Raw genomic sequence first — 13,894 nt, 5'->3', positions numbered from 1 at the left:
GTTTTTCTGTTTCACTTTATTAGCTCAATCGTTTCCGTAACTTTTATACTATCTTTTACCGATTGAACAATCGTGCAATTTTTCACTGCAAGTTGCAGTGCCTTGTCCAACTTCTCTTCTGTAATGTTTTGTGCTTTAATTTTATAATGCAAATGAACACTTTCAACTGGTTTTGATAATGCTTCACTTCTACCAATTTCCGTTTCAATTGTAAACGTATCGTATGGAATACGTTTCTTTTCTAAAATTGTTCGAAAGACAATTGCACTACATCCTGCGATTGAAGAAATAAGTAATTGTAACGGTGAATACCCGTTTTCTTTTCCAATCGCTAATTGACCATACGATAAATCTGCCTCAATATCATCTTGTTTGATGGTTAGTTTCATTTGTTGTCTCCACCTTCATCGGTTTCTGCCGTTTCTTATTTATATAATAATATATGTAGCAGAAAATGATAAATGGAATACCACAATATAACGCCATTCTTTGTTCTGGAATAAACGCTAAACTAATAACAACGATACTATTTGTAATTAAAGCTAAAATAGGAACAATTGGATATAACGGTGTTTTATATTTTAAGTCCTCTAACTTTCCTCCGCCTTTTATATACTGACTTCTAAAGCGCAGTTGCGACAGGGCAATAATGATCCAACTTGAAACAGCTGATAAACCAGCTATAGATAATAAGTACATGTATACTGTATCTTCTGCAAGGAAACTTGTTAATAAAGATAAAGCAGCTACAGCAATTGTTACGACTAGCGCTGTAATTGGAATACCACGCTTATTTACTTTCTGGAAAGACTTTGGTGCCATTCCTTCATTTGCAAGTGACCATAGTATACGAGTTGCCGCATATAATCCTGAATTCGCTACAGATAGTAACGCTGTAATAATAACAAAGTTCATAATATCAGCTGCATATGGAATACCAATTTTATCAAACACAACTACGAACGGACTTTCAATTACGCCAGCTTCTTTCCAAGAAATTAATCCTACTAAAATCGTCATTGTTAAAATGAAGAATAACATAATGCGCCATACTGTATTACGGATTGCACGTGGAATTGTTTTTTCTGGATTTTCACTTTCTCCCGCTGCAATCCCGATTAACTCTGTTCCTTGGAACGAGAAGTTAACTGTAATCATCGTAAGTAATACGGCAGCTAGTCCATTCGGGAATAACCCGCCTTCGCTTACAAAGTTAGAGAAAAGAGGTGCTGCTTCTTTTCCGTCATATGATATAAATCCTAATAATGCACTACCACCAAGAACAACAAAGGCAAGAATGGTAACTACTTTAATACTAGAGAACCAAAATTCTAATTCAGCATAACTTTTCGCCGAAATTGCGTTTGAAGCATATAAAATAACACCGAATACAAGACACCATACCCAAACATCAACATTCGGAAACCATCTTTTCATCATTAAACCGATTGACGTTAATTCTAATCCTACTGTTACTGCCCAGCCAAGCCAATATAGCCAGCCGATCATAAAGCCCGTTCCTGGTCCAATAAACTTCGTCGCATACTTTTGGAAAGAACCTGAAACTGGCATCGCTACCGTTAATTCTCCAAGACAAAGCATTGTTAAATACATAATAAATCCGCCTACTAAATATGAAAGGATGGCTCCCCCTGGTCCAGCCTGATTAATGGTGTAACCTGAACCTAAGAAAAAACCAGTTCCGATTACACCACCTAGTGCGATCATAAATAAATGTCTACTCTTCATCGTACGATGTAATTTCTCATTCGTTGGTTGCTGCATCTAAATCCTCCCCCTACCAATACCCCTATATCTTGTTAAAATTTTCTGATAATAAAAATATACACGAAAGCGATTACATTTTCTATATAAAATTAAAACTTTTCTGATAAAATAATATAAAAAATTGAATTATTGCAAGATTTAGATTCTATTTAGAGGAAAATAAGGAGAAACAAGGAAAAACCCTTACATATATTGTAAGGGTTAACGAAGTTCTAACCTTCTCGATAAAATTGATAAACTATAGTTTACAATAAAGTACATACAAGCTACTACTATAAACGTTGGAATCATATAATTTACATTTTGTCCGCTAATAATTTGAGCATTATGCATAAGCTCTGGGAGTGATATAACGACTGCTAGCGCTGTATCTTTCAGCAATGAAATAAACTGACTGACAAGTGGCGGGACCATTCTTCTTAATGCTTGTGGTAAAATAATGTGCCAAAGTGCTTGCACATACGTTAATCCTGAAGATCTTGCAGCCTCAATCTGTCCTTTTTCAATAGATAATAGGCCACTTCGAACAATTTCAGATATCATTGCAGCTTCAAATATTGTTAAAGCGACAATTACGGCTGTTATAATTTCTAATTTCAAGCCTGCTTCTGGAAGTGCAAAATATGTGAAAAATATAATTAAAAGTAGTGGTAAGTTTCGAATTACTTCAACGATAACTCCTAATATTTGTGAGAAGACGGGTATTTTTGTGTACCGTACAATCCCTATTACACTACCGATAATAAAGCTAAGTACAATCGCTACGAGTGCTACCTCTAATGTGATGAGTAATCCTTTTAATAAAAAGAGAATATGATCTCCTGTTATTGCTCCCTTAAAATCCATTTACACCGCCTCCTTTGCTAAGCGTTTTTCTAAATAACGCACTAGCATACTGAGCGGAATTGTTAATATTAAATAAAACATCCCGACAAATATATACACATCGAACGTAACAAACGTCTTCGTTGAAATTAAATCTCCTTGATACATTAAATCAGCACCAGCAATAATTCCGAGTATAGAAGAGTTTTTTACTAAATTGAGAAATTGATTTCCTAAAGGAGGGATTACGATTTTCATCGCCTGGGGTAAAACGACATGGTACATTGCTTGCGTATACGTCAATCCTGAGGAACGTGCTGCCTCCATTTGGCCTTTCGCGACTGATAAAATACCAGCTCGAATGACTTCCGCAATAAACGCTGCAGTATATACGGTAAGCGTAACTGTTCCTGCTACAAAACCATTTAAAGTAATTCCTACTACAGGTAAAGCGAAATAAAATATAAATGCAATTAATACGAGCGGAATATTTCTTACAAATTCTACAATAGCAGCTCCCAACCAATTTAAAATACGAATCGGTGCAATACGCATTACCGCCAATACTACCCCTAAAATAAAACTGCCTATTAATGCGATTACACTAGACAACACTGTATATTTAAAACCCTCTAAATACATATCAATGTTATTCGTTAATATAGAAAAATCAGGCACATATTCTCCCCTCTTTCTTTACAAGAAGAGGATGAGTACTCTCATCCTCTCACTTTTACTATTTATCACTTTACTTCTCTGGTTTCTGCCCAATCCATTTCTCATATAATTTGTCATACTCTCCGCTTGCTTTCATGTCTTTAATTAAATTATTAATCTCTTTCGTTAAATCATCTGCACCTTTTTGCACTGCAATTCCGTACGGCTCATCCGTGAAAATTTTCCCGACAACTTCATAATTCGAATCTTGTTTTGCCATACCGTAAAGAATTGCATTATCTGTCGTTAACACATCACCTTTTCCTGCTTTTAACGCTGTAAATGCCTCACTGTAATTTTCAAATTCTAATACAGTCGCTTCCGGTGATTTTTGGCGAATGTTATTTGTCGATGTTGAACCTTTTACTGCTAACACTTTTACGCCCTTTTTCACATCATCAATACTTTTAATATCGCTTCCTTTTTTTACGAGTAACGATTGCCCTGCTTTAAAGTATACATCTGAAAAATCGACCTCTTTTTTACGTTCTTCTGTAATTGTCATCGTTGCGATAATTGCATCAATGTCACCATTTTTCAGGAGTGGAATACGCGTTTTAGACGTTACCTCTTTTAATTCTAATTTCTTTTCATCTCCAAGAATTTTTTTCGCAAGCGCCTTTGCAACATCAACATCAAATCCTTCTACCTGCCCTGTTGAAGGGTTTTTCAATCCAAATAAGTTCGTATCATTCTTCACCCCAACTACTAATTTCCCGCGCTTCTTAATTTGCTCAACAGCCCCGCCTTGCTTCGTATTCGTTTCTTTTGCCTCATCTTTTTTACTTCCGCACCCAGCAACGACAAGTACGAATAGACATGAAAATACGATTAACGTAAACAACTTTTTCATTTTAAGCATAAAACTCCTCCTTTAATGGTTTAACACTCGGCTTAAAAATAGACGCGCTCTTTCTTGTTCAGGACTCGCAAAAAATTGCGCCGGTGTTGTATCCTCAATAATCTTGCCATCATCCATAAATAAAATCCGATCGGCTACCTCCCGTGCAAATCCCATTTCATGCGTGACAACGACCATCGTCATCCCTTCTTTAGCTAGCTTTTTCATAACATCAAGTACTTCCCCGATCATCTCTGGATCAAGAGCAGACGTAGGCTCATCGAATAGCATAATTTCCGGCTGCATCGCAAGTCCTCTAGCAATTGCCACCCTTTGCTGTTGTCCACCAGATAATTGATGTGGATATACACTGGCCTTCTCCGGAATTCCTACTTTCTCTAAATAAAACATCGCCGTTTTCTCTGCTTCCTCTTTTGAAATTTTATTTACTTTAATAGGTGCTAGTGTAATATTTTGAAGAACCGTTTTATGTGGATATAAATAAAAATGTTGAAAGACCATTCCGATATTTCGGCGTAATTCATTCATATCTGTTTTCGCATTGTGTACCTCCGTATTTTGTACAATTAACTCTCCCTCTGTAATTGACTCTAACTGGTTTATACACCGAAGCAACGTGCTTTTTCCTGATCCTGAAGGCCCAACAACTACTACCACTTCACCTTTTTTCACTTGTACATTAATATCTTTTAAAACTTGAAAGTTACCATAATATTTATTTACATTACGAAACTCTATCAACATACTCCCCCCTTCCCCTAACAAAGCATGTACATTCTTTTTATATTCAAAAATAAGCAAAAAAATAACTTTGATCCTCATTTCACCCATAAAAAAAGCAAAGGGGTTTCCCCTTTGCTTTTTCATCTCTATTCCATTACGATACTTCTTCTTTCTTATCTTTTCCGTATTCATGTTCCCAGAAATCAGCATTTTTAATTCCCAATGTCCCTGGATCGAATACTGGATCTTTTCCTTCTTTCTTCTGCTTTTCATAATCCTTTAATGCAACTAATGCAGGTTTTTGTAACAATAAAATCGCAATGATATTTACCCATGCCATAATCCCTACACCGATATCACCTAAAGCCCAAGCCGTTGCTGCTGTTTTGATACAACCGTAGAATACAGCTCCTAAAAAGACAAACTTTAGTACCATAGACATCCAAGGACGGTCTTTATCACGATTTAAGTACGCGATATTCGTTTCTGCAATGTAGTAATACGCCATAATTGTTGTAAATGCAAAGAATAGTAACGAGATTGCAACGAAACCGTTTCCAAATCCAGGGAAAACAGATTCTACTGCTGCCTGTGTATATCCCGGTCCTGGCTGTGCACCATTTAATTTATTTACGATAAAGTTTTTTCCGCTTGCATCAAATACGTTATACATGCCTGTAATAATCATCATAAATGCTGTTGCTGAACAAACAAATAATGTATCAATGTAAACGGAAAACGCTTGCACTAAGCCTTGCTTAGCTGGATGTGATACTTCAGCTGCTGCCGCTGCATGTGGCCCAGTTCCTTGCCCTGCTTCATTAGAATAAATACCACGTTTTACTCCCCAAGAAATTGCTAAACCGATAATACCACCAAATGCTGCTTCTAATGCAAACGCACTTCTTATAATTAACATAAATGCTTCTGGCAGTTTTTCAATATTCATAGCGACAATAACACAAGCTACTAAAATATATCCAACAGCCATAAACGGTACGACAACTTGCGCTACGTTAACAATTCGTTTTACTCCACCGAAGATGATAAGAGCCAATACAACAACTAATAAAGCCCCTGATAGAGTAGTATTAATTCCAAAAGCTGTCTCTAAACTTACAGCAATACTATTTGCTTGCACGCCTGGTAATAAAAGCCCAGTTGCAAGGATTGTCGCTGCAACGAATACTAATGCATACCATTTAACCCCTAAACCTTTTTCAATGTAATAAGCAGGTCCACCGCGAAACTGTCCTTGATGCTTTGTCTTATAGATTTGCGCGAGTGTTGATTCTACATAAGCTGATCCTGCTCCTAAAAAGGCTACTGCCCACATCCAAAATACAGCCCCTGGTCCACCGAAGGCAACCGCTGTAGCTACCCCAGCGATATTCCCTGTCCCAACGCGCCCTGATAACGAAAGTGCTAACGCTTGGAATGAAGAAACACCAGCCTCTGATTTTTCTCCTTTAAATGTCAGCTTCACCATTTCTCCTACGTGCCTTACTTGTAAAAACCTCGTTCGAATAGAAAAATATAAACCTGCTCCTAAACATAAATAAACAAGTGCTGGACTCCAAACAATATTATTTAACCAATTTACGAAAGCTTCCAATATTCCCCCTCCTTTTTATTAAGAATATTCAGAATATATAAAAATTATAAGTGTATACCGAATCTATGACAATATTATTTTAATAAAACAAACATATTTTTGTATAAAAAAACAAAGTATATATTTGTTTTATATACTTTGTTTTGAACAGAATGTATTATATATTCACAATTGCTTCTTTTTTTATAATTCTTTCGTATAGCTCTTCTGATAACTTTCGGAAATTATCTGGCATATCTTTCCCTTTAAATTTCTTTTGGAGCGTGCCGTATAGACCTATGTCACGCAAACGTAAAAATAGTGGTAATGATTCATACCAGCTATCCGCCAGTCTGTGCTCATACTCATAGCCTTTCCGTAACACTTGTAACTGTTTACGAGCAAAGTCTGTCTTCTCTTCCGCTGTCCACGTTGTAAATAGAACAGAGTAATAAAGAACCATTGCTAAATCGTGTATAAAGTAATTATAAGCCGCATCATCAAAATCAAAGATTGTTAGCTCTTTTCCATCATAATGAAAATTACCTGGATGAATATCACCATGCATAAGGCCGAATGTTTCTCTTTCAATTGGAAGAGCCTTTATCTCATCCATTAATACAGTAGCAATCTTTTTCACTTGATCATCTTCTAATTCATTAACAATCCCACTCTCATCTTCTTCCCACGTATCACGATGATCCGTTTTAGGATAGTTCATTGTTAGACGATGCAGTTGTCCAATCGCTTTTCCCCATGCTTCAAAGTAAGCGTCTCCCCAATAAGGCGATTCCGCTCCTTTTACTTGCTCACCTTTTGCATATGTAAATAAAGAAGCGAAAAAGAAAGTTTCATCCTCTGCTCTGATGTCTTCTACAAGATTTTGAGATGCTGAATAAAGGGGGCCTGCTACCTTTGCCCCATTCTCCGCAACATATCGTAAAAAATCTAGTTCAGCCTCGACTTCTTTTTTAGAGCGATGCGACGAATGCGTTAAACGTAATACATAGTCTTCATCATTATCACCCTTCGCCTTAAAAATATAATTCTCAAAATCTCCAAGCGGCTTGTCTTCCACTGTTACATGAAACAAACTCGCTGCTCTTTTTAAAATCTCTTTCGTAAAAACACGTTCTACAGCTATTTCCATATGTATCCCTCCTATATATCTTCTTAATTCGACATAAATGTTAAAAGTACTGCTATGAAATTGAATAATGCGTGGGCAATCATAGCTGATAAAATAGAATTTGTTTTCTCATATAACCAAGCAAATACTACTCCACTTAAAAAATTCACTGGTAATGTGTTATATGAGGGAATATGAACAACAGTAAATATTATAGAACTTACAAGCACTCCACCCCATATACCATATTTATCACGAAAAAATGTATAAAAAACACCTCGATATAAAATCTCTTCATAAATTGGTGATATAACTGCTGCTCCAATTACCGCGATACAGAACGAATATATTGATTTATCATTTTGGACCGTCTCCGTTTTACTATTTTCAAAAGAAATACCCATTTTCTCCATTATCATTAATACAGCAATACTAACTACAATTAAGGTAATCAATGCTATAACTGTCCATAAAAAATCTTTCCATGAAAGTTTTCGAATTCCAATATCTTTCCAAGACAGTTGATATCTTTTTATACAAAAAAGATAAACTACAGTAGTAAATATCACCGCCATTATAAATCCCATTAATACTCCAGCATATAATGAGTTCCCTATTATCTTTAAAGCATATTCATATAAAAGAGATTCAACTGTTACTGGGACAATAAGAAATACGAAAACTAATAAATATAAAATTTCTTTCCATCCCCACATATACCTCAAAGTCACCTATATCATCCCCTATATCCTATTTTCTATAGTATAAAAGATGACGTAACGTAACTTTCAAGCTACTTTTTTAAAAATAGTCCAAGCATAAATTTCTCGCAAAAAGAACAACAAAAGAGTAAAAACCAAAAGCATATGTTTCCATCACTTCCATATATCCTCTATTCAATTCACCATACATATTAGAAGTACTGCTATGAATACTATAAAAAATCTAAAAACAAAAAAAGGTTGATTCACTAAATCAACCTTTACATTATTAAAAGTTTTATTTATCAATTGATTCTCGTATATAACATTTATTTTTATTTCTCTTCACCTTTTGTCTGCATTGAATTGAAAGTCCAATTTAATTTTAATGAATCTCCTTGAAATACATTTTGCTCTGCATTATTATCTACAAATGTGAACATTACATAGAAAGTATCATCATCACCAGAAGCAAGTCCATTTCCTTCTCGGTCTACAACACCTTTTTGTACAAGATCAGGAATACTTCCATTTTGCGTAGATACCTTTAAATCAGATAATGTAGTAGACCAAATTGGAACCTCATTTTTATCCAAATTCCACAAGAAATCAACACGGATATGATCACCAAAATCAGCATTTCCATTATCTCCTTTAGCATCGATTACACTGTAATCTGTCAGGAGTTTCACATCTCCTATTGCTAAAGTTCCTTTGTTTACTAATTGAAAACCACGCTCCATTTCATCACCTGGTTTAATATTATCGACATTAATAACAACTTCAGGATTCACACTCAAATCTAAAGTCCCCGCTGCAAAAGTGTTTTGTGACACTTCCTTATCACTAAAATACGCATATGTTCCCCCGCCAATTAAAGATAAGCCAAGTGCTGCAGTTACAACACCCATACCAAGTTTTTTCTTAATGCTCATTTCACAAGTCCCCCTATTTTTAAAGTTCAAACTACAAACCTTATTTCCATCCCACAAAATAATTTAAGCAACTACCTTGTCCCACAGCGAAAGTGAACCAACTTTAAACTAGTTACTTCATGTATCAAAACGACTATTACTTTTAAAATAACCGGTAATGTTACCGTAAATTATTACCGGTTATTTGTTAGCCAATCTCATTTCATTTACTATTCATTGTCTGATTGCATTATTTACTCTAGAGTTTTGCCCACTTATTTTTTTGGTTCTAAGCCAATAGAGCGTAAGATTTTATCTAATGTCACCGGACCTACATTTTCTTTCGGTTTCTGATTTTCTTTAGCATCTGAACTCTTTTTCAAGAAGTTTTTCTCAATAAAACGAATATCTGTTTCATCTACAACACCATCTTGATTTATATCTCCATCTTTTACAGATACTTTTCCTTTTCCATACGATAAAGCTGCTATTCTAGCATCTTGAATGTCTACCATTTTATCTCCATTTACATCACCTGCAAGGTTATCATCCATGTCAGCTCTAAAGTTTTGTCCCACTAATTCACCATCTTGCACCTTCCCTATTTTTGCTGTTAATTTACTATTTAAATGACCTGGCATTTCTACGAAAATATCATATTCTTTATCACTTACTGGGACACTATGAATTTCAAATTGCCCGTTATCACCAATCGTTCCTGTATATTTCTTTCCATCCTTGCCAACTGCGTACACTTTTGCTCCTAGTTTTGTATAGTCTTTCTTACCTAAATACCCCTCTTCATTCAAGAAAGCTTCCGGGCCAATATATCCTGTAATCGTTGAATGTTTCGAAACAATAGCAAAAGATTTATCTTTAAACGCAGGAATCTCAATGCCTTCTGATGCACCAGCTTTTGTATAAGAGAACTTCTCTACTCCAAATGCAGTTAAATCATTAAAGTATTCATCGTTCGTCATCTCGAATGTAACATCTAAAAATGGTGTATCTCCATCTAATCCTTTAAATTCTTTTCCTTCTAATGATGCCCCAACTTTCACCTTGTTTTCCCAAGCTCCTTCTTCACTTATCTTCGGATCTTCTAATTTAAGGTTCAGTCCATGTTGTTTTACATATTCCGTAAGTGCTGGATTTGGTTTCACATCTGTAAATTTAAAGAGCTGCTTGTAATAAGGAATTTCAAATGTACCTGACATAAGCTGTTTTACATTATTAAGATTCAAAGTTAACGTAATTTTCTCTCCTAATTTGATTTTATCTTTGTCATAACTTGGAACAGCGTATTCTGTCCCTTCCTTTACAAAGACGTAATCTTTATATCCAGTTGCCATATTCCCTGCAGTTGCAAGATCATATCCAAATAATTTTAAATTTAACGGCTCATTTATTTCCTCTGGAAGTACTCCAAATTTAAAATCACCATTTGCTTGAATTGTATTCAGCCAACCTGATGGAAAGGCTGAGTTTTGATAATATACAATTTGGTTCGCTTTTTGACTATACTGCAAGCCTTTTGCTTTTAATGCATCTACTGTAGAATCATAAATATTACCATGCACCCATAATGCACGTTGGCCGTCTTCTTCTTTAAACATAGAATCATTTACTTCATGTATACCAGGTTGTACATCCTTAAATTTCATTTCCGGTATAACATTATCAATGATAATGCTATCGCCTTTTGTATACGATTTTCCTTCTTTATCATATCCAACGAAGTTCAATTCGTAATCTCCATCAGGCAACATAACAGGTTTATCCCCAATTGGATGAGCTGGGTCTCCTGTGAATGGAAGTACATACCCTCCCATACCAGAAAACATCATATATTCAATATTCGGTGTTAGACTACTTGCATTAAGTGTACCAACGACTCCTAATGCCTTTCCTGTCTTTCGGTCCTTCACAACTGCATCAATAGTTTCAAGAGGACTATTTAGTTTAAATGTCAAAGGCGAACTTGGTCTCTCCATAAACGGATGGAATTTAGATGCATCTGTTGCCATTGCATCTCTCAGTAAATCTACAGACGCAATCCCTTTTTCTGTGAATTTAACTGCAAATGGTACTTGATACACTTCTTTTTCATTGTTTTTATTTGAAATATGAATATAGCCCTCATATCTACCAAATTCAGCGTTTTCTGGAATGATAATTTCAGGGCTAATTTCCTCTGATGTACTAGGAGCTACTTTAATAGAATCTGGTACATTTAGCTTCACACCATTCTTCGCTGCATCTTGCACACCTACACTTGTAGATGAAAACTCTACTTCTAATTTAAACTCTTTTCCATCAGTTTTACTGCTGTTCTTAATTAAGACTTTTCGACTATCTTTAATAGGCCCATTTTCAATTTGATTTTTATACCCAAACGCAATAGAACCTGTTTTTTCTTCAATTTCTACTTCTTCATCATCTACAACGTTTGATGTTTTATCGATAACCTCGATAGATGTATCTGCATGAACTGCACGATATGCATCAATTCGTCCAGAACCCACCTCAAATACAGAACGCTCTTCTTTTAGGTCAACTGCGGTATTCATAAGTGCTTCTTTTACTTCAAATGGACTATAGTTTGGATGTTCTTGTAAAATAAGTGCCGCTACCCCTGCAGTATGAGGAGTTGCCATAGATGTACCTGACATACGTCCATACGCTACCGGATAATTTTCTCCATCTTTTGGATCATTAATATATTCAGGAACAGTTGAGAAAATAGACACACCTGGTGCTACAATATCTGGCTTAATATCATCTGTTTTAGTTGCAGGACCACGGGAGCTGAAATCAGCCAAATGATCTCCCTCTGTTTTTATATTACTAAGTTCTCCAAATGCTAACGACACATCTCCTTGTACAGCTTTTGCTTGCAATTTCTCACCATCTACTTTTGTTAAGCGGAACGATGGAATAGATGAAGTACTTTCCCCAAGATAACTTGTAATTTCCCCATCTACATTGTTGTATACAATTACCGCCTTTGCGCCTGCTTCCTTAGCATTTTTAATTTTTTCATCAAATGTAATCTCACCACGTTGGATAAGAGCTAACTTCCCTTTTACATCTTTCCCTGTAAAATCATCTAATTTCCCAAGTCCTGCATATACAACCGATAAGGATTGTCCTTTCAAATCTTCAATCTTATCAGTAAAGCTTTTTCCAAGTAGCATCATCTTATCTACATGTACATCACCTGCATCGGCGGAAAACGTTGGAATATTCATTGCAGCGTCACTGGCTCCAACTGTAATTGGAAGTGCTGCTGCACTAGGTGATCCTATCGTACCTTCTTCCGGACCACTATTACCAGCTGCTACTACTGTAACAACACCTGCTAACATCGCATTGTTCACTGCAACAGAAGTAGGATATAAAGGATCATTAATAGACGCTCCTAGTGATAAATTGATAACATCCATATCGTCTTTCACTGCTTTATCAATCGCAGCAAGAATACCGCTTGTTTGTCCACTTCCATACGGACCTAGTACGCGATATGAATATAAATCTACATCTGGAGCAACGCCCTTCACTGCATAATCCACACTATTCTGTTTGTCTGCAGCAATTGTCCCGGCTACATGCGTACCATGGGATGTATAATATGCACTTCCCTCATAAATTTCAGGATATCCTCCAGAATTTTGCCAATCCTTATACGTTGTCTCCATTGGATCAGCATCATTATTCACAAAGTCCCATCCTTTTATTGAGTTCGGATCTACTTTACTTGGATCTTCACCTTGTTTTGCACGATATCCTTTATATGCATCTTTCAAATCCGGGTGGTTGTAATCAATACCTGTGTCCAGTACACCTACCTTAATTCCTTTACCTGTTATTTTTTCATCATGCAGCTTGTCCACACCAATTTGCGGTACACTATCTACCATTTTTGGTTCAACAGCAGTCTTAGCTGTTTCTTTCGGCAAATCAATTTTAACCTCATGATCTTCCCATACGCGCTTAACGATACCGGTACGAACTAAGTCTTCGATCATATTTGCTGGTAAAGAAATCGCTACACCATTAAAAGCATTCTTATACTCTCTTGTTATTTTTGCAGATTTTACATTTGTCCCTTTCTCTTTATTCTTTTGAAGCTGTTCAAGCTCTGCTTTAAATCCTTTATGTGATGCCTCTACCTTTTGTTCCGCATTTGAAAGAGCTATCTTTTTCCCTTTAGCCGCTTGTTTTAATACCTCAATTTTGCTAGGCGCTTGCTTAAATTCTATAATCACATTTACATTATTAGGACTTGCTGTATTGATACCTGGCGAAATAACAAAACCTGGTTTTGTATCTAACGTTTTTAAGGCATTACGTTGTTCCTTTGTAAGGCCTTTTAAGATAGCATCTGCATCATCAATTCCAGTTAAAGTAGATGTATTTACCTCTTCCGCTAATACGTTATATGGAATCCCTTGAGACAATAACATTCCAACTGTTAACGTTCCAATAAGAACCTTTCCAAATTTCCCTCGTTTCATATTGCATCTCCCCATTATTCATATTATTTTTGAAACAAATTGATTCTTACATTCCCATGTAGCATCGGAAACTCTATCAATCTTAATCTTTTGTATCATGAAAGATTCCAACACTACTACCATC

11 protein-coding genes are annotated in these 13,894 nt (G+C 35.8%); all 11 read right to left on the bottom strand.

All coding sequences use genetic code 11. From position 1 onward, the window contains the following. Positions 1-11: 11 nt before the first annotated feature. Positions 12-389 carry an OsmC family protein gene (locus PSR14_RS03965; RefSeq protein WP_046198908.1) on the bottom strand — a complete coding sequence of 126 codons (378 nt, stop codon included), beginning with the start codon at positions 387-389 and terminating at the stop codon, positions 12-14. After that, on the bottom strand, positions 364-1,785 hold the full coding sequence (locus PSR14_RS03960) for an amino acid permease (RefSeq protein WP_001187115.1): 1,422 nt from the start codon (positions 1,783-1,785) through the stop codon (positions 364-366). The genes PSR14_RS03965 and PSR14_RS03960 overlap by 26 nt, the downstream gene beginning before the upstream one ends. 204 nt (positions 1,786-1,989) lie before the next feature. Then, positions 1,990-2,634, bottom strand: a complete 645-nt coding sequence (locus PSR14_RS03955; protein WP_000345989.1) for an amino acid ABC transporter permease — start codon at positions 2,632-2,634, stop codon at positions 1,990-1,992. After that, entirely contained in the window at positions 2,635-3,291 is a 657-nt protein-coding gene (locus PSR14_RS03950; protein ID WP_001112657.1) for an amino acid ABC transporter permease, read from the bottom strand. Positions 3,292-3,361: 70 nt separating this feature from the next. Next, positions 3,362-4,192: a glutamine ABC transporter substrate-binding protein GlnH gene (gene glnH / locus PSR14_RS03945; RefSeq protein WP_000916479.1), complete on the bottom strand. Its 831-nt coding sequence runs from the start codon at positions 4,190-4,192 to the stop codon at positions 3,362-3,364. Positions 4,193-4,204: 12 nt separating this feature from the next. Beyond that, positions 4,205-4,933, bottom strand: a complete 729-nt coding sequence (locus PSR14_RS03940) for an amino acid ABC transporter ATP-binding protein (protein WP_073541560.1) — start codon at positions 4,931-4,933, stop codon at positions 4,205-4,207. Positions 4,934-5,069: 136 nt separating this feature from the next. Continuing rightward, positions 5,070-6,530: a sodium:alanine symporter family protein gene (locus PSR14_RS03935; protein WP_073541553.1), complete on the bottom strand. Its 1,461-nt coding sequence runs from the start codon at positions 6,528-6,530 to the stop codon at positions 5,070-5,072. A 157-nt stretch (positions 6,531-6,687) separates the two neighbouring features. Next, positions 6,688-7,659, bottom strand: coding sequence for a phosphotransferase enzyme family protein (locus tag PSR14_RS03930; RefSeq protein WP_098487510.1), 972 nt, complete (start codon positions 7,657-7,659; stop codon positions 6,688-6,690). Between the two features lie 23 nt (positions 7,660-7,682). Beyond that, entirely contained in the window at positions 7,683-8,369 is a 687-nt protein-coding gene (locus tag PSR14_RS03925; protein ID WP_406644153.1) for a lysostaphin resistance A-like protein, read from the bottom strand. Between the two features lie 305 nt (positions 8,370-8,674). Beyond that, on the bottom strand, positions 8,675-9,274 hold the full coding sequence (locus tag PSR14_RS03920) for a TasA family protein (protein WP_000023363.1): 600 nt from the start codon (positions 9,272-9,274) through the stop codon (positions 8,675-8,677). A gap of 254 nt (positions 9,275-9,528) precedes the next feature. After that, on the bottom strand, positions 9,529-13,770 hold the full coding sequence (locus PSR14_RS03915) for a S8 family serine peptidase (protein WP_000820244.1): 4,242 nt from the start codon (positions 13,768-13,770) through the stop codon (positions 9,529-9,531). Positions 13,771-13,894 lie beyond the last annotated feature (124 nt).

The organism is Bacillus sp. A01H (assembly GCF_045277205.1).
GTDB classification, from domain to species: domain Bacteria; phylum Bacillota; class Bacilli; order Bacillales; family Bacillaceae_G; genus Bacillus_A; species Bacillus_A paranthracis.
The sequence above is the reverse complement of the archived record's forward strand: the minus strand, read 5'-3'. Positions and strand labels throughout refer to the sequence as shown.